At 45.8% G+C, this 24046-nt stretch carries 16 protein-coding genes and 1 riboswitch; of the genes, 12 read left to right on the top strand and 4 right to left on the bottom strand.

Annotated features, from left to right (window positions below):
* Window positions 1-139 precede the first annotated feature (139 nt).
* The 5 genes from ACPYIV_RS13630 to ACPYIV_RS13650 all read left to right on the top strand — a co-directional run bounded on the left by ACPYIV_RS13630 (window position 140) and on the right by ACPYIV_RS13650 (window position 9428).
* Window positions 140-1552 carry a C10 family peptidase gene (locus tag ACPYIV_RS13630; RefSeq protein ID WP_301704683.1) on the top strand — a complete coding sequence of 471 codons (1413 nt, stop codon included), beginning with the start codon at window positions 140-142 and terminating at the stop codon, window positions 1550-1552.
* Window positions 1553-1579: 27 nt separating this feature from the next.
* The gene (locus tag ACPYIV_RS13635) at window positions 1580-2116 is read left to right on the top strand and encodes a hypothetical protein (RefSeq protein ID WP_301704684.1); all 537 of its coding nucleotides are present in this window, start codon (window positions 1580-1582) and stop codon (window positions 2114-2116) included.
* 269 nt (window positions 2117-2385) lie between these two features.
* Window positions 2386-5604, top strand: a complete 3219-nt coding sequence (carB, locus tag ACPYIV_RS13640) for a carbamoyl-phosphate synthase (glutamine-hydrolyzing) large subunit (RefSeq protein WP_293734794.1) — start codon at window positions 2386-2388, stop codon at window positions 5602-5604.
* A gap of 193 nt (window positions 5605-5797) precedes the next feature.
* Entirely contained in the window at window positions 5798-7855 is a 2058-nt protein-coding gene (locus ACPYIV_RS13645; RefSeq protein WP_425883503.1) for a triple tyrosine motif-containing protein, read from the top strand.
* A 196-nt stretch (window positions 7856-8051) separates the two neighbouring features.
* On the top strand, window positions 8052-9428 hold the full coding sequence (locus ACPYIV_RS13650; RefSeq protein WP_425883505.1) for an NAD(P)/FAD-dependent oxidoreductase: 1377 nt from the start codon (window positions 8052-8054) through the stop codon (window positions 9426-9428).
* 397 nt (window positions 9429-9825) lie between these two features.
* Here ACPYIV_RS13650 and ACPYIV_RS13655 read toward each other — a convergent pair whose 3' ends face one another.
* The 4 genes from ACPYIV_RS13655 to ACPYIV_RS13670 all read right to left on the bottom strand — a co-directional run bounded on the left by ACPYIV_RS13655 (window position 9826) and on the right by ACPYIV_RS13670 (window position 18580).
* Window positions 9826-13113 (bottom strand): DUF6383 domain-containing protein, encoded by a 3288-nt coding sequence (locus tag ACPYIV_RS13655; protein ID WP_425883507.1) that lies wholly within the window; start codon window positions 13111-13113, stop codon window positions 9826-9828.
* A 909-nt stretch (window positions 13114-14022) separates the two neighbouring features.
* A complete protein-coding gene (locus ACPYIV_RS13660; RefSeq protein ID WP_425883509.1) occupies window positions 14023-15144 on the bottom strand; it encodes an ABC transporter substrate-binding protein in 1122 nt (373 codons plus the stop codon).
* 2 nt (window positions 15145-15146) lie between these two features.
* Window positions 15147-16553, bottom strand: a complete 1407-nt coding sequence (locus tag ACPYIV_RS13665; RefSeq protein WP_425883511.1) for a DUF5074 domain-containing protein — start codon at window positions 16551-16553, stop codon at window positions 15147-15149.
* A 20-nt stretch (window positions 16554-16573) separates the two neighbouring features.
* On the bottom strand, window positions 16574-18580 hold the full coding sequence (locus tag ACPYIV_RS13670) for a TonB-dependent receptor plug domain-containing protein (protein ID WP_425883513.1): 2007 nt from the start codon (window positions 18578-18580) through the stop codon (window positions 16574-16576).
* Window positions 18581-18614: 34 nt separating this feature from the next.
* A riboswitch (cobalamin riboswitch) is annotated at window positions 18615-18929 on the bottom strand.
* Between the two features lie 495 nt (window positions 18930-19424).
* Between ACPYIV_RS13670 and atpD the strand changes: the two genes are divergently transcribed.
* The 7 genes from atpD (at window position 19425) to ACPYIV_RS13705 (ending at window position 24045) form a co-directional block, all read left to right on the top strand.
* The gene (gene atpD / locus ACPYIV_RS13675) at window positions 19425-20942 is read left to right on the top strand and encodes a F0F1 ATP synthase subunit beta (protein ID WP_293734265.1); all 1518 of its coding nucleotides are present in this window, start codon (window positions 19425-19427) and stop codon (window positions 20940-20942) included.
* 6 nt (window positions 20943-20948) lie between these two features.
* Window positions 20949-21182, top strand: coding sequence for a F0F1 ATP synthase subunit epsilon (locus ACPYIV_RS13680; RefSeq protein ID WP_425883515.1), 234 nt, complete (start codon window positions 20949-20951; stop codon window positions 21180-21182).
* 16 nt (window positions 21183-21198) lie between these two features.
* Window positions 21199-21627 (top strand): hypothetical protein, encoded by a 429-nt coding sequence (locus ACPYIV_RS13685; RefSeq protein WP_293734267.1) that lies wholly within the window; start codon window positions 21199-21201, stop codon window positions 21625-21627.
* Window positions 21605-22663, top strand: coding sequence for a F0F1 ATP synthase subunit A (atpB, locus tag ACPYIV_RS13690; RefSeq protein ID WP_425883517.1), 1059 nt, complete (start codon window positions 21605-21607; stop codon window positions 22661-22663). Before ACPYIV_RS13685 ends, atpB begins: the two co-directional genes overlap by 23 nt.
* Before the next feature lie 68 nt (window positions 22664-22731).
* Window positions 22732-22986, top strand: coding sequence for an ATP synthase F0 subunit C (gene atpE / locus ACPYIV_RS13695; RefSeq protein WP_075965872.1), 255 nt, complete (start codon window positions 22732-22734; stop codon window positions 22984-22986).
* Between the two features lie 12 nt (window positions 22987-22998).
* Window positions 22999-23499, top strand: coding sequence for a F0F1 ATP synthase subunit B (gene atpF / locus ACPYIV_RS13700; RefSeq protein WP_293734269.1), 501 nt, complete (start codon window positions 22999-23001; stop codon window positions 23497-23499).
* 3 nt (window positions 23500-23502) lie between these two features.
* On the top strand, window positions 23503-24045 hold the full coding sequence (locus ACPYIV_RS13705; protein WP_293734270.1) for a F0F1 ATP synthase subunit delta: 543 nt from the start codon (window positions 23503-23505) through the stop codon (window positions 24043-24045).
* Window position 24046 lies beyond the last annotated feature (1 nt).

Below are 24046 nucleotides of genomic sequence, written 5' to 3' on the forward strand. Positions count from 1 at the left end.
TTTGACGGGATGGTAGTGACATTTTGATAAAAACAAGAAGCTTTAAACAAATCGTAATTTTTCTGTTGCAATACTTGTAAAAACTCGGCATTATTTTATATATTGTGCACACATTATAAAACTTCTAAATTTAAAAAACATGAACGTGAAAAACCTATCTTTACTACTCGTAATGGGGTTGCTATTTGCATGCACCAATGAGATTCCGAACAACAAGCCGCAAGGAGATGATGTTAATGCAAAAATTAACCAACTAAAAAAGAATTCCTCCTTTGTATCTGAAGAATTAGCTATATCAGTAGCCGGAAAATTTCAACACGGCAAATCGACTCGTTCTAATGGAGCAGAGATTCAAGATATTCATGTAATATCGGATGAAAGCAACCATCCACTCATGTATGTGATAAATTACACGAATCAAAAGTTCGTAATTATCAGTGCTACGAAAAATTACTATCCCATATTAGCTTATTCAGATGAGAACAATTTGGATGTTGAGGCTGAATCGTTCAAAAATAATGAATGGCTGATAGAAACCCAACACATTATCAAACACAGTTCTGATTTGGACAAAAACACCATTTCACAAATAAATTTCCAGTGGAATGATTATGAAGAAAAACAAAAAAATACTGATGCCACATTGGTAACCCAAGGTAGTGTAGAAGAAAATCAAGTATTAGCAGCTCGCATTAGCGAGTTAAGAGATCAATACCCTGATTTTTATTTTCGTCCTTTATCGAGATGTTCTTCCTATGATTTCGCTTATGCAGGCGGAGACATATATGACAACTTATGTTCCTTAGCAAATCAATATGGTTCACCTATAGAATATACTATATTGGGCATTAAAAATATCGACAAAAACCAGAAAGTCGGCCCTCTGTTAAAGACAAATTGGCATCAAAAAGCTCCATACAACGAGTTGTGTCCTAATAAGTATCCTGCTGGATGTGTTGCTATTGCTATGGCTCAAATTATGAAATTCCACCAATACCCAACACGTTATAATTGGAATAACATTCCGAACATAGATGCAACATATGATACTCAAAAATTAATTTATGACATAGGTTTGGCTGTTGATATGGATTATGGATCGGACGGTTCTGGATCAAATATAAATATGGCAAAAAAAGCATTTGACGGAACTTTTCAATATAACACACGATTAGCAGATTTTAAGGATGAAGAAGTAAAGGGAGAAATTTTAAACAACAATCGCCCCGTTTACATGAAAGGAAGCGACAATTTTTTATTTTTCCCTAAAGATGGTCATGCATGGGTTTGCGATGGCTGCCAAGTCACAGGTAGTGAAACTATCTACTTTTTGGAATATCGATCCGGTACTCCTGGTAATTACCGATATAGTTGCCCTGGAGGTCCATCAGTAGACTACCCAGGAAGAACCGGTACAGAAGGACATTCTTATCACATGAATTGGGGATGGAAAAATGGCGATGGAAACGGTTGGTTCGCATACAATAACGTAAAAGTAAATGGATATAATTTTGATCATAATAGAAAAAATCTTTTCGTCAATCCACGATAATTCGACATCATTCAAATTAGACACAGTATGAGAACATTCATTATTACCTTAATCTGTCTCTTTTCTGTTTTAACGACACAAGCGCAATTAAAAGAAAAGGGATTTTTCATAGAGGCAAGTGCCGGATACGGACAATACAAATGGAACGCTTCAACCGATCGGTTTGCAATGATAGCACCATCCATCGGATATAAATTCAATCCTAAATGGACTGTCGGTATTAAAATGCAAATTGAAACTGCATCACCGAATTTTTTATATCTGACCGGATATGCTCAATACCATTATTGGTGTAAGAGACGACTTAGTTTATTTGGAGAACTTCAAACAACTTATGCTTCTTCGACTAATTTAACACCATCAAACGAACACGGAGAAGTCGGACTTACTTTAGGAGGCACTTTCGCTTTGACCAACCGATTAGGATTGATCCTTCACTACGGGTACATCGGCTATAGCGGAGACCATTACGGAAGAGATCAGGGAGCCTGCTGGAACGAAGGCGATTTCATTGTAGACGTTGATTGGCGCCGACTGTTGTTAGGAGTACAATTCATATTCTGATTGAGCTATTGCACATTTAAAGATTTATCTTTATCTTTGCCGAAATTTTGAAGATAGAGTTTCATGACACAGAGAGCACATAAGGATAATCCAGCGTACTTTTCCGGTTATATGTCGGACAATGAGGCTCATTTCTTTATTTTAAAGGATTTTCATTTGGTTATATAGGATGCGTTAGTTATTTTTACTAACGCATTTTTTTTGTGCCTTATGAGCAACAGACGTAAATAACATACTATAAAATCAATAATTAAACAACCCAAATTACTATGTCGAAAAGTGGTATCAAAAAGGTAATTGTTCTGGGCTCGGGTGCCCTGAAGATCGGACAGGCCGGAGAATTTGACTATTCCGGTTCACAAGCATTGAAAGCGCTGAAAGAAGAAGGAATCAGCACCGTATTGCTCAATCCGAACATTGCAACCATTCAAACATCAGAAGGGGTAGCCGACAAGGTGTATTTCCTGCCGATCACTCCTTACTTTGTTGAAGAAGTAATCAAAAAAGAACAACCGGACGGTATCCTGCTGGCTTTCGGCGGACAAACTGCCCTGAACTGCGGAACCGAGCTGTATACCAGCGGGACACTGGCCAAATACGGTGTAAAGGTACTGGGAACTTCGGTCGAAGCAATCATGTACACGGAAGACCGCGACCTGTTTGTAAAGAAACTTAACGAGATAGAAGTAAAAACTCCGGCCAGCCACGCTGTAGAAAACCTGGAAGATGCCGTAAAAGCTGCTTACGAAATCGGTTTCCCGGTCATGATCCGTTCGGCATACGCATTGGGCGGTATGGGTAGCGGTATCTGCAAGGACGAAGCCGAACTGCGTACGCTGGCAGAAAGCGCTTTCGCTTATTCCCCGCAGGTATTGGTAGAAGAATCGCTGAAAGGCTGGAAGGAAATCGAATTTGAAGTAATCCGCGATAAGAACGACCACTGCTTCACGGTCGTAAGCATGGAAAATGTGGACCCGCTGGGTGTACATACCGGCGAAAGTATCGTTGTCGCTCCTACCTGCTCGTTGACAGAGAAGGAACTGGACCTGTTGAAAGAACTTTCGACCAAAACGATCCGTCACTTGGGCATCGTAGGCGAATGTAACATCCAGTATGCGTTCAACTCCGAGACTTGCGACTATCGTGTGATCGAAGTAAACGCCCGCCTGAGCCGTTCTTCCGCACTCGCATCCAAAGCGAGCGGTTATCCGCTGGCATTCGTGGCTGCCAAATTGGCTTTAGGTTACAGCCTCGACGAAATCGGCGAGATGGGAACTCCCAATTCCGCTTATAAAGCACCGGAAGTAGATTACATGATCGTGAAGATCCCGCGTTGGGACTTGACCAAGTTCGTCGGTGTAAGCCGTCTGATCGGTTCGAGCATGAAGTCTGTCGGCGAGATCATGTCGATCGGTAAGAGCTTCGAGGAAATTATGCAGAAAGGTCTGCGTATGATCGGACAGGGCATGCACGGTTTCGTCGGCAATAACGACGTGGAATTCGACAATCTGGACGATGCGTTGGCCAACCCGACCGACCTGCGTATCTTCGCCGTAGCCAAAGCGCTGGAAGAAGGTTATACGGTAGACCGCATCCATGAACTGTCCAAGATCACCCCGTGGTTCCTGGAAAAACTGAAAAACATCGTAGACTATACGAAAGTATTGTCTGCCTACAATAAGATCGAAGACCTGCCGGAAGATGTGCTGAAAGAAGCAAAACGCCTGGGATTCTCGGACTTCCAGATCGCCCGCTACGTAGAAGAGCCGGAAGGCAATATGGAAAAGGAAAACATCCGCGTCCGCAACCTGCGTAAGAAGATGGGTATCCTGCCGAGCGTAAAACGTATCAACACGATCGCATCGGAACATCCCGAACTAACGAACTACCTGTATATGACATACGATGGCAGCCAACACGATATTTCTTACTATCCGAACGACAAGAGTGTCGTGATCTTAGGTTCGGGAGCTTACCGCATCGGTTCGTCCGTAGAGTTCGACTGGTGTTCGGTAAATGCCGCACAGACAGCCCGCAAGTTAGGCTACAAATCCATCATGATCAACTACAACCCGGAAACGGTTTCCACTGATTATGACATGTGCGACCGCCTGTACTTCGACGAACTTTCGTTCGAACGTGTACTCGACGTAATGGACCTGGAACTTCCGAAAGGTGTAATCGTATCCGTAGGCGGCCAGATCCCGAACAACCTCGCCATGAAGCTGCACCGTCAAAATGTGCCTATCTTAGGAACTTCGCCGTTATCGATCGACCGTGCTGAGAACCGCCATAAATTCTCTGCAATGCTGGACACACTGGGTATCGACCAGCCGCGTTGGGCCGAGCTGACCAGCATGGAAGAGATCGACGACTTTATCGCAAAGGTTGGTTTCCCGATCCTGATCCGTCCGTCTTACGTACTGTCCGGTGCTGCTATGAACGTATGTCATAGCAAGGAACAGATGATCGAATTCCTGAACTTAGCAGCCAAGGTTTCCAAAGAATATCCGGTAGTCGTTTCCGAATTCCTGCAGGGAGCGAAAGAAATCGAGTTCGACGCAGTAGCCATGAACGGCGAAGTGGTTGAATATGCCATCTCCGAACATATCGAGTTTGCCGGTGTCCACTCCGGTGACGCAACTTTGGTATTCCCGGCACAAAAGATATATTTCGAGACAGCCCGCCGCATCAAGAAGGTCAGCAAGATGATCGCCAAAGAGCTGAACATCAGCGGCCCGTTCAATATCCAGTTCCTGGCTAAGAACAACGATGTGAAGGTAATCGAATGTAACCTGCGTGCATCCCGTAGCTTCCCGTTCGTATCGAAAGTGCTGAAACGCAACTTTATCGAGACCGCTACCCGTATCATGCTCGACGCTCCTTACACCAAACCGGACAAGAGCGCATTCGATATCGACTGGATCGGAGTCAAGGCGTCACAGTTCTCATTCGCCCGCCTGCACAAGGCCGACCCTGTACTGGGTGTGGATATGAGTTCGACAGGCGAAGTAGGTTGTATCGGCGACGACTTCGACGAAGCATTGCTTTCTGCCATGATGGCCGTCGGAAACAGAATACCGCAGAAGAACGTACTGGTTTCTTCCGGTGCAGCCAAGAGCAAAGCCGAACTGTTGGAACCGTGCCATATGCTGGCAGCAAAAGGTTACCAGATCTACGGTACTGCCGGAACAGCTAAGTTCCTTAATGAAAACGGCATACCCGCAATAACAGTCTGCTGGCCGGATGAACAGGGCGACCTGAACATCATGGATCTGTTCAGCCAGCACGTGTTCGAACTGGTTGTCAACATCCCGAAGGACCACAGTAAGCGCGAACTGACCAATGGCTACAAGATCCGTCGTGCCGCGATCGATCACAACATCCCATTGATCACCAACGCCCGCCTGGCAAGTGCTTTCATCGGCGCCTTCTGCAATATGGATGAAAAAGACATCCAGATTAAGAGCTGGCAGGAATATAAATAATTAAGAATTTAATTATATTTGCAGCACAATTCAGGGAGGTGTGTCGAAACTGTCCTGTTCCCGCGCTTGACGCGGGATCGCATTAAAACCGACCCTACAAAAATCTGATTGATAAGGTCTGTCCTTTTGCGGCCCCGCGCCAAGCGCGGGGACAAGAAGATTTTGAGACACCTCCCTATTATTCAATAGACCCATGTATAGACTACTGATCACCCTCATTTCCTTCCTGTTCACGGCACATGCCGTGTGCGCGTCAGTAGCTATCCCCTATGTATTTGTTAAGAACTATACGGTCGACGATTATAAGGCGAGTTGCCAGAACTGGGGCTTTTCGCTGACACCGGACGGTATGTTGTATGTCGCCAATAACTCCGGCCTGCTTGCATTCGACGGCAATACCTGGAAACTGTATTCGCTGCCGGGACAGGAAGAGGTGACCGGCGTAACGAACTATAACGACACGATCTACACCCGCAACGAAACGATGCTGGGAAGCTGGACACGCAACAAGGACGGAATCCTCCACTACCATCCTTTGAACACGGTTCCACCCGAAATCCGTTTCACTCCACCACCCCTTGAGATACCTTTTACTTTACCGAAAGAAATACAGGATGCACATCCGAGTGCCTTTGCTACCAACGGCACCCTCTTTTTCATCGGCACCCTGACACAAGGATTATACATCACGGCCTCCGACGGTACTATCCTACAACATCTGTCTCTGCAGAACCAGCTACAAGACAACATCGTACGCTTTATCTGCGTACAGGACACCCGACAAATCTGGGTAGCACTCGATAACGGATTATCACAAATTTCTTTCGATCCCCCGATCACCTTATTGGGGAAAAGAAGCGCGATCGGCAAACTGGCGAATGCCGGGCTGGATGGCGAAGAACTGTATATCCAGACCAACCTCGGCTATTTCAAGCGCTCACTGAGCGCCGCAAGCCCTTTCGTCCCCGTAACGGAAGCCGAAGCGCAACCCTATCTCAGGGTCGACAATGTACCCGTACCGACCGTCAAGCAATTATTCCGGGACACGGAAGCATTGGGTATATTCGCCCAAGCCGAACTTATCTATCCGGCCGGTGACGACCTGTACTGGCTCTCCGTCGGCAACGAAGCCGGGCTGTTTCATGTGGCGGACGGTATCGGGACATTGAAATGCCGCCTGCTCTTCGACAACTACAATATGAATCTCGTGACAAGAGGCAAACGGATCATCCCTTTAAACGATTCCTTAGTCTTGGTCTCCGCCATGCAAGGGGCCTTATTGATCAATATCCGGGAACTGATCGGAAACAGCCTCGGCAATACTTCCCTGAAGGTTTCGGGACTCGAATATATCGATGCTTCCGGCATACATCATCTGCCGATCAATACGCAACGCATCTCTCTCCCGCACGATTTCCAGGAATTCAATGCCTGGGTAGGCACCACGATATTCACCTCCAACCATCAGATCAGCTACAAGATCGAAGGAGTATCATCGGATTGGTCCGCCTGGCAGCACGACGGGAAAATCACTTTCATGCAATTACCGGAAGGAAAGTATGAATTAAAAGTCCGCAAGTACGTTATCAAAGGTCCCTATCCCGAACTCACATTGTCCATCGAAGTCCGCCCTCCCTGGTACAACACGGTATGGGCATGGCTGGTCTACATTGCAATCGTCTGGTTCCTTGTGCAGAGCGTACTCCGCTACAACCTGAAAAACCTGCATAAGGAAGAGCAGGAAAGAGCCGAAGCCGAGCGGCAGGCCGAACAGCAACAAATGCAGGTAATCAAAAACCGGATGCTCGAAGCAGAGTTGCAGAACAAAAACAACGAACTGACACTACAGACTACGGTCCTTGTCAAGCGCAACCAGGCCGTCCAGAGCCTGTTGGAGGAACTGGAAAAACAAAAAGACACGTTGGGTGAACGGTATCCGAACAAACTATACACCCGCATGAAGACCTTAATGGAAGAAACTTTGAACAACCAGGCGGACTGGGTGCTGTTCGAAAGCTATTTCAACAGCACACACCAGAATTTCATGGACCGCCTCAGACAGCAATACAGCGATCTTACGACAGGTGACCTTCGCATCTGCTGCCTGCTCCGCATGAATCTCTCCACAAAGGAAATCGCCTCCCTCATGAACGTATCCGTACGGGCGGTAGAGCTGCGCCGGTACCGCCTGAGAAAGCGTTTGGAGCTGGAAGGAGATACGAATCTGGTCGATTTCCTAATGAGCTTCTAAAAATATTTTCTCAGAAAAGCATACTCCATATCAAATTGTATATTAAACAATTACACATAGAAGAAAAGGAGATGAGAAAGTAATGTAGTAGTATTTCTTTCCTCTCAAAACACTTGCGCAAGCCATGTAGTAGTCCTTTCTTTGTACACCCTTCCGGATTATCCTTTCTTTGTAACCAAAATCTAATTTTTTAGACATGATGAAACACGAACTGGAAGATCAATTGAAGGCGTTTGAGAAGAAAGGTATCGATCGCCGCCACTTTTTCAAACTAATGGCAATGGCCGGTTTACTGACCGCTGCAAGTACACAAAAGGCAAAAGCATTTTCAAGCAATGCCAAAGGTAAAATTGTAATTATCGGTGGAGGTGCTGCCGGTATTAGTATGGCTGCCCGTTTAAAGAGTTGGCTGGATAAGCCGGATATCACGTTGATCGATCCCAGTGACCGTCAGTTTTATCAACCGGGCTTCACCCTGATCGCGTCGGGTGTGTACCAGCCGGATGACGTCTGGAGAAAGCAGGAAGACTGCATGCCCAGCGATATCAAATGGATTAAAGATTCTGTTGCTGCCGTCGATCCCGTATGGAATCAGGTAACGACTCAAAATAACGGTAAGATCGCTTACGACTTCCTGGTCCTGACCCCCGGAATCCAGATCAACTGGGAAAAGGTGGAAGGTATCACGCATGATACGTTAGGACAAGGAAATGCCAACAGTATTTATGACTATGAAGGTGCACAGAAGACCTGGAAAGCCTTGCAGGAATTCTCCAAGACAGGCGGACGCGGAATCTTCACCGACACCTACACGAAGCATAAATGTGGCGGCGCACCGAAAAAGATCTGTCTGTTGACAGAACATTACAACCGTAAGCAGGGAACACGTGACAAGGTAGATCTGAATTACTATACAGCTTCCAAGGAATTGTATGATATTCCCTACTTCACTCCCCGCCTGTTGGAAATCTATAAGGAACGCAATGTGCCTATCAACCTGAACGTACGGGTCAAAGGAGTGGATACATCCGCCAAACAGGTACATTTCGAGAAGATCGAAACAGTGGGCGACCAGAAAGTCTACACGCCGTTTGTAGAAGATTATGATTTCCTGCATTTCACACCGCCGATGTCGGCTCCCGACTTCGTGAAAGAAGCCGGACTGGGATGGACGGAAGGCAAGCTGGCTGCCGATGCATGGGTAATGGTAGACAAAGAAACGCTGGTGCACAAGACCTATCCGAATATCGTTTCCTTAGGTGACGTTGCCGGAATCCCGACCAGTAAGACATCCGCCGCCATCCGCAAGCAGGTGCCTATCGCTGCCAAAAACCTGATTTCGCTGATGGAAGGCAAAGAGCCGGCAGAGAAATATGACGGATATGCCGCCTGCCCGATTGTAACGGACTATGGACACGTTCTTTTGTGCGAGTTCAATTACAAGAAAGAGGCAGAAAACTCATTCCCGTTCACGATGATGGACACATCAAAGGAACTCTGGGCTGCATGGCTGTTGAAGGTTTATTTCCTGAAACCCATGTATTTCTACGGAATGTTGAACGGCTGGGCATGATAACCTAAACAACTCCCTATAATAAAAATGCCAAACTGAAAATCCCCCCGGCTCGCTTGTAAGAGTACGGGGGGATTTTTTATTCCCGAATCCCTCGAATGACGTTTCCGTCTTGCTTCGATATCAGGGTATGGTAAAACACCTTATCTATTGATCTTTTATGACAAATTAAATCTGTCCCAGAGCAACCGTACCAACAACGAAGCCCCGGAGATGTCGAACACCTCCGGGGCTTGTTTTGTGTCTGCCTTCGTCCTTCGCAGGGGAAAGGCAACATTCAATATACTTTAGTATTATTAATATTAAATCCGGCCGCCTGTTCGCCTGTCGCAGGGTAATTGCCGTTTCCACGGCACGCGGCCAAACATTTTAGAATTATTTGATTATAAATTCAATCTTATTTTATGATAGCCTTTACAGCTTCTTCACCTTCAACAGCTACTACGACCACACCCTGAGGAGCAGCGATTACAGCGTTGTCGGAAGTCAGAATTGTGTTGGCAACCGGCTGGCCTAAGATGTTGCTGATAACAACTTTCTTGCCTGCAGCGCCGGTGATTTCTACCTGGCCTTCAGATGCGATCACTTTCACACCTTTAGCTGCGATAGTTTCGTTATCTGTAGCGGTTTCGTCTTCAGCTGAAACGTCAAGAACGTTTACGACAACTGCATCTTCTTTCGGACCCATTGCCAATACACCGTTAATGTTGTGAACGTAGTTCTTACCATTGTTGTTCTGGCATACGATGTTGTATTCGCCTTCAGCGTCTTTGCTTGCAAATTCGAAGCTGAACTGGAAGTTCTTAACACCTGCTTTAACAGCGTTCTTCAAGCCGTCAACTGATTTACCATCAGCGATAGATACTGTATCGATCTTGGCAGCAGCATCCAAAGCCGGAACTAACAAGGTATCCTGAGCCATGATAGAAGCTGTGCGGAACATAACGCGGTTTGCACCTGTACCATAGATGTACGGAAGTTCTTTGTTTGCATCCTTTGCATCAGCAGAGTCTACAGAGTTCCACATATACAGTCTGCTTGCAGCAGTTTCTTCAGTAGCCTTAACACCCTTCGTGATGTAGTAAGTGTAAGGAGCAGCATTGTCATAATGAGCGGTATCCAACCAGAAGATAAAGTCTAAGTTGCTATAAGCATCAGCTTTCAAGTCACCTTCGCGAACTGCGATACCCTGGTTCTTAGCATTAACAGCAGCATAGTCGCCATTGATAGCCTGGATGCGTACGTGTTTCGGCAGAGATTTGTAAGAGCCAGGAGCTGACTGCGGTTTAACGATGAACATGTCGTTACGAGCGTCCAAACCTTCACCGGAGATGGTCTTGTATTGAGTGCTGACAACTAACTTTTTGTCGTTAACATCATCAAACAATACGAAAGTAGAATCCGTATCTACAGCGATCATAGAGAACTGAACCGGAGTACCGTTCTTTGTTGCATATTTACCGTTAGAGAATACATAGCGGTCACTTGCATCTTTGATGATAAATGCGCTGTCGGCATCCATGATTGTATAAGTCACTTTCTTCAAAGCATCTTCTACGCCGTATTTGCTTTCAGTAGAAGGAACTAAAGTGTACAGCACTTCGTCTTCCGGAGCAGCTACTTTCAGCGTAGAGTCTTTTGTCATTACAATGCTCTGTCCTTCCAATACGTCAGCAGCAGAAGTGATCGTGAACTTGTTGTTCTTGGCATCGTTAGCTGTGATATATTTGAAGCCGATATAAGCGTTGTCTGCATCTACGTCTTCGGCTGCTACCAACTGGATTGTATCGCTACCGATAGCGAAGATGTTTTTGTCTTTGTCGACAACGTTAGTTACACCAAACCATTTATCCACAGTCTTTGCATCTGTAGCACCTGCACGATTAAGAATCGTATAGTTACCCTTAGCCACGCCTGCTGCTTTTTCTACAACGAATTGTGCATACGGATTGAATGCCTGAGCTTTTCCTACATATTTAGCAGGATTTACCGGACTCAAATCAAAGTATTTGCCATAATATTCGTTAGCAACACCTGCACTCTTTTCTTTCTCTGCGTTAATAACATAATACAGACCTTCTGCTATTTCAGCGTCACCACCAATACCCGGTTTTGTTGCATATGGTTGAATCAGGGCGATCAGGTTTGAAGGATCGTTTGCAGTTGCGATTGTTACAACCTTTGTATCAGAGAGTTTGCGAACAACTATTTGTTTGTCTGTTTGTGCAGAAATATTCAAAGCAGTCAAACCATCTTCAAAGTTCGCTTCGTCTTTGTATTTATCGGTAGTGACAACAGCAGGAGTTCCATCAGCAGTTGTAGCAGTAACCACTTTTAAACCTTTGATTGCTGCGATCAAAGCATTTGCATTCGCTTTTTCTGTAGCCAAAGCTTTTTTATCAGCATCGCTTGCACTGGAAGCATCTTTAGCTTCTTTGATCTGCTTTTCTGCAGCTTCAATCAGTTCTGCACCAGTTGTTGTTTTGCTTGCATCGTATGCAAATGCATCACTAAAAGTAGCTTTAGCAAAAGTAACATCAGCTGCCGGTTTGCCAGAGGCAGCACCTTCATAGAATGATTTAATAGCTGTTACCAAAGAGGTGACCTTTGTTAAAGTAGCATATGTAGGCGTTGCTAATTTATCCAAAGTCGTTGTTACCAGAATAGAAGCAGGCTGATACAAAGAAGTCAACACTATAGAGTCGTTGGCGATATAGTATTCAGCCTTGAATGCAGCCGCAAACGGATGGTGCTTGCCATTGTGAGCTGTGCGAGCATTGATTTTTGCAGTTGTACCATCTGCCGCTATTTTTGTAGGATCAAATGACAACGTGTCAACAGTTAATGCATTTAATGTATTTGCCGGAGCATTATAGAAACTGTGATCAACTACCAGATATTTTTTCTTATCTTTAGTTGCAGCTAATGCATTATCATAGCCTTCTACTTTTTCGCCGTTTGTCAAATACAAAACATCTGCTGGAGAAGTAGCTCCTGCAAATCCCTCTGTTGCAATCTCATAGCTTTCAGCTGTCCACTTGTTTGCAGTCAATACATTCTTCTGACCAGTCGAAACATTTTCACCATTGAAATACAGTTTGCCGTCTTTTACCAAAGCAGCAAAATCATCGGCTGTCATTTCTATTTTAGCATCTGCTGCAACTTCTCCATAAGTAATTTTTGTGGATGGAACTGTACTTTTACCTTTTTCGACAGCAATCATATTAACGCCATCAATCCAGAAAGTTGTATCCTTTGTACCTACAGCATATAAACCATTAGTCTGATCCCATCCCCAAGTAGTATTACCTGCTTCAATCTTCAAATTGTCTTTACCTGTAGCAGCTTTATTCGATTTCAGTTCGATAGAAAGCAACTGGCCTGTACCTTTATTTGTAAATTGATAAGCATAAGTCGTTCCTGTAACAGTCGTTGTAGGAACAGCTTTAATTGTCCAAAGAGCAGAAGACAAATTTGCTCCAGTCAACGCTCCTGAAACAACTTTCAGAGAGCCATCTTTGTCAACTGTAAGATAGTCGCTTCCTGCCTTTAAATACGCATTGACCCCTTCCTTAACGGTTCCACCATCTACCGTTGAAGGCAAATAGCTGTCGGCAGCCGCATTGAAAGACAGTCCACCGGCCACCAGAGCGGCAGCCAAAAGAGTAGAAAATCTCTTGTTCATAATCATTAAAAATTAATTGTTAATAAAATAGTGTTTAAAAATCCAACAACTAATTTCACGAAGGAGAGAACAACTCCCCGCGAGTGATTATGAACGGGCATAAAAAAACGCGGGTCTATTGTCTACTATTTAATTGAAGGCTCTGGTAAGCCCGTGTTGCAATAATAGAACAATAGCCCGCGCCTTATACGATATAAAACAATCTTCCCATAAAAATGGTAGATGAACTTATACGTAACCAGCGCAAGCATTTACTGTCCATTATTCCGCAACACTTAAAAATTTACCAGATTTTCAATTAGGAATAATCTTCGTAAAATGCTTACAATATGTAATTGATCCCGCGCTCCGTGAGCCGCTGCCCACTACGGAATCGTTGCAAAGGTAAATAGGTTTTCCGAATCAACAAGGAAAAATGCCCACAATTTTCCAAAATAGATGGGTTACAGGACAAAACAATACCGTTTATACAACATACTCCAACGTTTTGGGGATAAAAAACCTCCAACAATTATTTTTCTAAATCAGGGTTCACGTTTTTGCAAGACGTTCTTAATCATCATGTTGTTGTGAACCCCGTGAATGCTGCATGAAAATGGACAGGATCGATAGGCAGGATTGGCAAACCGAAGGCCAGCTTCACAGTCCTCACAACAAACTAATAACTATTAGTATCTTACCAACTGTGAACCCTGTTTTTAGTATTTATAATACAGGGGTTTGGATTGGTTTTTGTCCTATAAATAGCCTTTAGGCTGTTTAGAAAAAGGCTATAGGGAAGCAAGGAAAAGGCTATAGGGGAGCGGGGAAAAGGTAGGCGTCTTTTCGGAAACGGATGCCTACCTTTTTGGGTAAAGACAGGCATCTGTTTTTCAAAACACCAATGATCCGATCTTAAAATCAGGGCAACTAATCCTGCATCTTCCGATAATAACGGGGTGTGTAACCGGGTAGCAATTCCGGATGGAATACCCAGATCAGGTCCTTCAGCAGGTAATCGGGATGCAAAGGGAATTCCTCATAATAAGGAACAAGCCCCGTGTTACAGGAATAAATCCGACGGTTCTTAAAGGCATCGAAGTTTTCGTACGGCGTATATTCGGCACGCAGGTCGCCGTAGGTCATATCTTTGGACTGGTTATATTTAATCAGCCACATATCGGCATGGATGGCCCGGTCGAGCACCGTTTCGAAAGCCAATGGCGTACTTCCGGCTCCGGGGAGATCTTTAAAGACATAATCGGCTCCGGCATCGGCGTACATATTCGCGATATAGCTTTCTCCCGCCGGCATAAACCAGGATGCGCCGAACTTCTTCTCGGAAATAACGGTGGGGCGGAACGTATCGGCCGTTATCAGCCGTTTCAGGTCGAGATAGTTTTTTTCCGTATTCCTGAAAATAGAATCGGCCAATGCTTCCTTGCCGAACAACATCCCGTAGAAACGAATCCATTCGGTACGTCCCAAAGGCGACGATTCCATATAATCGGCTCCTTCGAGGATAGGTATTCCCAGTTTCTCGACAGGTCCGTAGCCGCTATTCTGGAAAGGGGAAACGATCACAAGCTCGGCGCCTTTGTCGATCATCAGCTCCACATTCGGCGCGGTCGCCTCTCCCATGTCGGCAATCCGTCCGGCTTTCAACCCCTCCTGAATGGAAGGCGTGTCCATATAGCGAGGTTCGCAAACGCCTATGATCCGTTCGGTTTCTCCCAACTGTTCGATTATAGCTGCATGCACGGATGTATAAACCACGATATTCTGCGCCGGAACCTGCACGACCGTTCCTTTCGGAAGGTTTCCGGGAACAGGCCGGTCACGGTCTATCAAAAGATAACGTTGCAACAAGCGGGTGCTATCCCACGGGTCACGCACTTCAACAGCCGTATAATCATCGAAGCGATGCACGGTAAAACCTTGGGCATAGCGGATGGTGTCGGAGGAGAGGGATTCTTCGGAATGGGAACTCTGCCTCACATTACAACTTAACGTGAGGCAGAGCAATAAAAGGAAAGAAGCAAGCAACCTCATTTTTATCGTTTTACGTATACAGCCTTAACAGGGTTCAAACCAACCTCAAACTGGAATACCTTTTTACCGCTCGCATCAAATGCATACACATCGCCATTTGTCTTATAATCGGAAGCAGTAATATAAATATAGCCTGTTTTCGGATCCGCACCGATTTTATACGGCTTAGCAATAGAGGTTCCATCCGTGATAAAGTTATCTGAAATAACCTTCTCATTTATTGCATCATAAGAAATAAACGAGATAACCTGGTTCCAGTTTGCATCATACTGTGAATAGATCATATAAAGCTTATCGCCGGTGGAAGCCATTTCCGTTGCATTTGTTTCCGTAATGATTGTAACTTCATCCGTCTTGCTATCGATACGTTGGAATGTATTGGGTATCGCACCGTAATCACCCGTAGATACCAAATAGACATCACCCTGGCTGTCTGTCACCAAGTTTGTAGGATTTATAACCACTTCAATCTTCTTCGTCTCCTGGAAAGAAGCCAGGTCGACAACCGAAACAGTCTTATCATACCCGAGCGGCGTACTATAATCCAGACCTCCTGAGTTTGCCACATATAATTTATTATTGGCAACTACCAATTGTTCGGGGTTACGGCCGACTTTTACTTTTTGTTCGATTTCCAAAGAAGCCGTATCCAAACGGGCTACATAACCATCATACAAGGACACATACACTTTCCCTTCGTTAGCTGTAAAGAAACGGGGTAATAAGGCATCGCCATCCGATTTGATCTGTTTGATCGATTTACCGCTCAAGTCTGTCACTTCGATGATATTGGAACCATAAACGGCTATATACATTTTAGAACCATATACAATCATATCATTAGCCGTGTCTCCCAAGCCTCTTTCGTTCACGTTCATGAACGTATCAACAGTCATTGTCAACGTATTCAGATTGAAACAAGAAAGACCTGCATTGTTGCTACCTATCTTTCCACTATTCAGAAAATAGATACCGCCATTATCTGTAGGTTCCGGTTCCGGCCCGGGGCTTTCCGGCGTGAGATCCCGGATTTTCACACTTGCCAATGCATCTGATTCTCCCTGCGCATTACAGGCAACCACTATAATATAGGTATCGGCAGTTATACTGGTTTCAATTGCATAGCTGTTTGTTCCGACTTCAACTTCACCCAATTTCGTATCTCTGCCCTTTCCATCGGCAGACAGATAAATAACATATTTCGTGATATTTGATACATCTCCCGGGGCAGTCCATTTCAATGTACCTTTAATCGCTCCTTCGACCTGATCCGTATCTGTAAAAGTGACCCCAGTCACAACTTCTGTCGGAACAGTAGGCTGATTTTCATCATCATCCTTACATCCGGTAAAGACAAAAGACATCAGTGCACATAGGACTGAAACTAAAAGAATGCTTTTCTTTTTCATACCATTTCTATTTTATCTTATTAATATGTAATACTTAAACTAAGTCTCCACGAACGCCCCGGCATCGGATAATACTGAATAATATCATACGTTTTGTCTGCCAGGTTCAGGATATCCCCCTGAACCCTGAACGCACACTTCTTCAATGCAAAACTCTTGTTTACAGAAAGGCTGTGTTCGAGATACGAGTCAATTCGATTTGTCTCAATATTCTGGGGAAGGGCATAACGGTCACCTGCCGCCACAAGCGTATAAGTCACATTCACCCAAGGATTCTCCAACGATACCGAAACAGATCCCGAATGCCGCGGGGTATAAGGTATCTGGTCCTTATAGTTTTTGTCTTCCGGGTCAGTAACGTCGATTGCATCCTGGTAACTATAAGCGGACGAAAGCAAGAGGGACATATCCTTATATATATATAAAGGTATATTGGCACTTAGGTTTACATCTATCCCCTTGATTTCGACTTCCCCCATATTCATCATTTTCCAGATGTACATATTCGGAATAGCGACAATCTTATCACTCACCTTATTGTAATACCCGTCAACAGAAACGCTCAACAAGCGTATAAAAGGGCCGATCTCGTCATTCCATGTAAGTCCAATGTTATATTGAGTTGCTTTTTCGGGTTTCAAATTGACATTCCCCATACGCAAGTAATAGAGATCCGTAAAAGTCGGGACACGGAATATATCTTTGTAAGAAGCCCGGATACGGAAAGACTGTTCCGCGAACGGACGCCAGGAGAGACTTACTGCCGGAGAAAGCCTTTTCTTATCAGCCGGCCTGTCTCCATTCTCCACCTTGTCTGTTATAAAAGTGCCCAGCAAACTGGCCGTTGCTGTCAATACCGGACTTTTATATTGTGCGGCAAATGCGGTAAGCGAAGTCCAACGTTTGGGAGCCGGAGCCTTTACAAAATTATTGTCCAACGTATTTCGCGCGATATCCGTATTCAACGAAAAAGAAATAGAAGAAAAGGGCGTATACAAAATTCCGGCCGATCCGTAATACTCGTTCTGAGTATTCAAATCTTCCTGTTTGCCTCCTGAATATTTATTACTGATATCCCGATACTTGCTGAACGAATAATTGTATTTGGCATTTGCCTGGAACTTCAGGCGGTCAGTCCACTCATTCTCATAATGAAGCTGCGTAAAAAAGTTATTATCCCACACCCGTTCACGGGCATTACTGTTATAAAGGATTACCGAGCCGGGAAGTCCCCGTTCCGAATCGTAATAATACACCTTGCCGTTCAGTTTTCCAGCCCGTCCGAAATTACCATACACATTTCCTTCCAGACGAAGAGATTGCACATCGCTGTTCTTACGTATTTCTTCTGTAACTTCCTTACCATTTACCAATGTAAAAGGATAATCCCCTTTTGCACTCAACCAATCTGCATGCAGAGAAGCGGACCAACGATTTCCCATCCTCTGCTCATAACGGACCACCGGATTGAACAAGCCGAATGATCCACCTTTCAGTTTCACATAAGCATTATAGGATTTATCCTTAAATAGGGGAGCCGCAGTCTTTATACTCAACGCCCCCGCCGACGCATACATCCGTGCCGTCTGAAAAATATCATCCGCCTGGCCGATCGACAAGGAGATCATATCGACATTATCTAAGGAGAAGCGGCTGATATCCACCTGGCCGCTCTGCGCGTCCGTCACCGTCACCCCGTCATAGCTGACAGCCGTATGCTTGGCGCCGAGGCTGCGGACGGAAACCGTTTTCAAGCCTCCTATACCCCCGTAATCCTGCACGGTCACACCGGAAAAGCGCTTCACGGCTTCCGACAAATCCTGCACACCGAGCCGTTCGATCCCGGCCTTGTCCATCACCTGGAGCGGCGTGCTCTCGCGGGTTGTGGAAGGGCGTACCTTTCCCAGCACCTCGACACCCGAAAGCTGGTGATAGGTCGTCGTGTCTACCTGCGCATACAAAGCGACAAGCGGAAACAGCCAGGCACATAACAAGCCCGACAATCGTTTTATTAATAAATTCTGCATACCTTTTCGATTCATCAGTCCCTTTACCCGAGGAACCGGATACCGAATAATGGCAGGTTTTCTGGCTTGTTCTCCCCTTTTCGATTGATAATTGATAACGGACAATTACCAACTAACGGCAGCCTTCCCAACGAATCGGTCGGAAGTCGAGAGTTAAAAGTTGAGAGTTATTCGCATTTAAACTTTCAACTTTCCACTTTCAGCTTTCCCCTTTCCCGTCAGTGGCAACAAGATTTGCCGGGGTTTCAGAACTTACAGCTACGGGTACAGCTCCGGACTTTCACCGGATTCCCTTTTACTAACCGTCAGCGGAAGCAAATACGGTTACACCATAATCCGAATGCAAAGGTATGGAAAAAAATCCGATCTGCGTGCAACCTCGTCTCCAATCATCATAAAAAAATAGGTTTCCCTTCAGAAAAAGCCACACACTCTCCCAATAAAAAACACAAACTATGCCATTTATTCTGTAATCAGTGGCACTGATTATATAATCGGTGGTTGGGATTATATAATCGCTGGCACTGATTTTATAATCACCGCCACTGATTATAGAATAAATGCCTTCTCGTTTAACAATACAAAACATACTACCCGTTTTTTGTCGGCAAAACGTCACTTCCCGCTTAGGAACTTCTTTCTCTACAATTTACAAAATAAGCGATTCCTGTCATTTTGGTTTATTTCAGAACACAATTGGTTTATTTCAGAAGAGGTTGAAATTAGTTGAATATCTAACTAAGTACAAAAAGAATCAAAAAGTAATATTTCCGGTTTTCGGAAATTCATAATTCGTAATATTGCAGCCGAAGATTTGAATAGGATTAAGGAAAAAAGAGATTGTATGGGAGAAATAAAAGGTTATATCTCACAGGTTATCGGTCCGGTCGTGGACATTCATTTCGATAATGACAAGGAAGAAAAGATAACGCTTCCCCGTATTCACGACGCAATGGAGATAACCCGCCCCAATGGAAAAATTCTGATTGTGGAAGTCCAGCAGCATATTGGGGAAAACACGGTCCGCACCGTAGCAATGGATACGACAGACGGGCTGAAGAGGGGAATGGAAGCCGTTTCATATGGTTCGCCCATCACAATGCCGGTCGGCGACCAGGTAAAAGGGCGTTTGATGAACGTAACGGGGCATCCCATCGACGGGATGACCGAACTCGACAGGAAAGGGGCTCTTCCGATCCACCGCGAACCGCCTAAGTTCGAAGATCTGACCACCAGCCGCGAAGTCTTGTACACCGGCATTAAGGTGATCGACCTGCTCGAACCTTATTCCAAAGGAGGCAAGATCGGTCTGTTCGGGGGAGCCGGCGTAGGCAAGACGGTCCTTATCATGGAGCTGATCAACAACATCGCAAAGAAGAACAACGGATTTTCCGTTTTTGCCGGTGTGGGCGAACGTACACGTGAAGGAAACGACCTGCTGCGCGAGATGATCCAATCCGGAGTCATCCGCTACGGCGACGAATTCAAGAAAAGCATGGAGGCAGGTCATTGGGATTTGTCGAAGATCGATTACGACGAACTGGCCAAGTCGCAGGCTACATTAGTGTTCGGACAGATGAACGAACCGCCGGGAGCCCGCTCTTCCGTAGCCCTTTCGGGACTGACGATCGCCGAGTCCTTCCGTGACCTGGCAGCAGAAGGGGAAACGAAGGACATCCTTTTCTTTATCGATAACATCTTCAGGTTCACGCAGGCCGGCTCGGAAGTTTCCGCCCTGTTGGGACGTATGCCGTCCGCCGTCGGTTATCAGCCGACACTGGCAACCGAAATGGGAGCCATGCAGGAACGCATCACTTCCACCAAGAAAGGTTCCATCACTTCCGTCCAGGCTGTTTATGTGCCCGCAGACGACTTGACGGACCCGGCTCCGGCAACGACCTTTACGCATCTGGATGCCACGACGGTATTGAGCCGCAAGATCACCGAGCTCGGTATCTATCCGGCCGTCGACCCGCTGGAATCCACCTCGCGCATCCTGGACCCGTTGATTGTCGGCAAAGAGCATTATGAAACGGCACAGCGTGTGAAACAGATCCTTCAACGCAACAAGGAATTGCAGGACATCATCTCGATCCTCGGTATGGAAGAGCTTTCCGACGAAGACCGTCTGACCGTCAACCGCGCCCGCCGTGTACAGCGTTTCCTTTCACAGCCGTTCTCCGTAGCGGAACAGTTCACCGGCGTGCCGGGCGTCATGGTCCCCATCGAAGAGACAATCCGCGGATTCAAGATGATCATGGACGGAGAAACCGACAACATCCCCGAACAGGCCTTCCTGAACGTAGGCACGATCGAGGACGTGATGGAAAAAGCAAAACGATTGGCAGAACAAGCAAACTAAACGGATATGAAACTGGAAATTGTATCACCGGACGGCATTCTTTTCGAAGGCGAAACAGAACATGTTTCGTTTCCGGGAGCAGCCGGTTCATTTGATATCCTCCCCCATCATGCCCCCTTGATAGCGGCCCTCCGCCAGGGAACCATCCGATATGAAAAGGATGGTAAAACAGGTGAACAGGCTATCAAGAGCGGATTCGTAGAGGTAAAAGGAGATTATATATCCGTTTGTATCGAATAAATAAAAAGTATATGACATGACTGGATGGTTAAGTATGAAGCTGATGGGGTTGATAACCCTAATCAATGTAGCCATTGGTGTGATATTGGGAGTATTGTTATACACAATCTGGCCGGAACATTATTTCAGATGGTATCCTTCCATCCCGATCTTTTATTGGGTGATGGGGTTAGTTATGACTTTCATACTCGACCGGGTAAAAAAGAACAACGGCGATATGACCATAACGGCTTTTATGTTAGTGCGGTTCTGCAAATTCACGCTTGCGATTATTTTTCTGTGGCTGTATGCCGCATTGGTCAGAGAAAACCTGAAGATGTTCGGCTTCACGCTGATGCTTTTCTATTTTATTTATCTGGGATTGGAAACATATACGGTTTATCTGTTTGAAAGGAAAAGAATGAAAAGGGAGAAAGAGGAAAATGATGAACAATATCAAAAATAACAGGTCGATATGGCCAGTGTTGCTGATGTGGCTCTGCTTTTTGGTCCCGGCCCATGCAGATACCATAGAAAAAGGCGTCGATGTTCAGGAGATTGTCTTTTCGCATATCCAGGATGCTTACACCTGGCACATTACCGAATGGAACGGGAAAGAAATAGCAATCCCGTTGCCGGTACTGGTCAAGAGTGAAGAGCGGGGATGGGATCTGTTCCTCTCCCACCATCTGCATCACGGGCAGGTGCATCACGACTACTATCTCGCCTCCGAAGGCGAACATGCCGGAAAGGTGGTGGAAAAGAACAGTCGCGGAGAAGAGGTTCGCCCCATCGATTTGTCGCTGACGAAGAATGTATGCGGCTTGTTTCTGAGTTGCGGCATCCTGTTGTTCGTGGTTCTCCGGACAGCCCGCTGGTATAAGAAACATCCCAACCAGGTTCCGGGCGGATTCACAGGGGTGATGGAAACAATCATATCTTATGTCCAGGACAGCGTGATCAGGGAATCGATCGGGAAAGAAGGATACAGGCCGTTTTCCTCTTATCTGTTGACCGCCTTCTTTTTCATCCTGATCAACAACCTGATCGGAATCATACCGGTCTTTCCGGGAGGTGCCAATATCACCGGAAACATCGCTATCACGGCGGTACTGGCCGGGTGTACGTTTATAGCCGTTAATCTGTTTGCGACAAAGGAATACTGGAAAGAGATATTCTGGCCGAAAGCGCCGATCTATCTGAAACTGCCGTTGCCGATCATGCCCTTCGTCGAGTTTTTCGGAGTGTTCACCAAACCGTTTGCCCTGATGATCCGTTTGTTTGCCAATATCATGGCAGGCCATTCGATCATTCTGGCGCTAACTTGTTTGATTTTCATCACGGCCTCGATGGGGTTCGCCGTCAATGCAGGAATGACGGTCGTTTCAGTGCTGTTCTGCGCATTCATGAATTGCTTAGAACTGTTCGTAGCGTGCCTGCAAGCCTATATTTTCACTTTGCTATCTGCCAATTACATCGGGATGGCAAGAATAAAAGAATAACAATCTGCCGTCAGGGCGGAGAAAAACAATATTAAAATTATCTGGTTACAAATTTAAAGTTAAACACTATGTTATCGACTATTTTATTACAAGCTGCCGCCGGAATGGGCATGGCAAAATTAGGTGCAACAATTGGAGCCGGATTCGCTGCCATCGGTGCAGGTCTGGGTATCGGGCTGATCGGAAAAGGTGCGGTCGAATCGATCGGCCGCCAACCGTCCGCCGCAGGGGAAATCCGTACTTCCATGTTGATCATGGGCGCCTTGATCGAAGGTGTGGCGTTGTTTGCGATTGTGGTATGTTTCTTGGCTTTGTTCCAATAAAAAGTACAGGCCATGTCATTATTAACACCGGATTCGGGGCTTCTGTTCTGGATGATCGTTTCATTCGGGATTGTCTTTATCGTCCTTTCCAAATATGGATTCCCTGTCATCATCAAGGCAGTGGAGCAGCGGAAAGCCTATATCGACAACTCTCTTGAAACGGCACGCCAGGCCAACGAACAGCTCGCCAATATCCAGGCCGAAGGAGCCAGGATACTTGCCGAAGCAAAGGAAAAGCAAAATGCCATCCTGAAAGAAGCCTTTGCCGAAAAGGAACAAATCATCGACGAAGCTCACCGGAAAGCTGCCGCCGAAACCCGTTTGCAGGTGGAAGAGGCTGCCCGCCGTATCCGCGAGGAGAAGGAAAAGGCAATCCGTGAAGTCCGTTCGGAGATTGCCGACCTCTCGATCGCCATAGCAGAGAAGGTGATGAAAGAAAAGATCAGCCGCGACAAGGAACAACAACAAATCATCGACCGGCTGTTGGATGAGGTATCGTTTTGTAAATCGTAACGTATGGATATAGGAACAATCTCTTCCCGGTATGCAAAAGCCCTTTTCTCCCTCGCAAAGGAGAAAGGACAGGAGAGCCGGGTATATGATGACATGAAGATGCTAACAGATAGCTTCTCGCTCGAGCCGGAGCTGCGGGTGGCCCTCGGCAATCCGATCATCCCGGCAAAGGAGAAGCTCAAGTTGTTGACGGCGGCAGGCGGCATAGAGGTTTCGGACCTGTATGAACGTTTCATCCGCCTGGTACTTCAGCATAAACGGGAAAACTTCCTGCTCTTCATGGCGCACATCTATATCCACCTGTACCGGAAAGACAAGTGCATCACCCGTGTACAATTCAGTACCGCCGTTCCGGTCGACGAGGAGGTGAAAGAACATCTCCAGAACAAGCTGAAGGAAGAGACAGGCAGCACTATTGAGTTTTCCGGCATCGTACAACCGGAACTGATCGGCGGTTTCCGCCTGCGCATCGGGAACTACCGGATAGATGCCAGCTATGCGACACAGCTACGGGACCTCCGTAGCCGGTTACTCGAAAACAAATAAA

Origin of the sequence: Parabacteroides vesiculifaciens (assembly GCF_049860805.1) — a bacterium.
Taxonomy (GTDB): domain Bacteria; phylum Bacteroidota; class Bacteroidia; order Bacteroidales; family Tannerellaceae; genus Parabacteroides.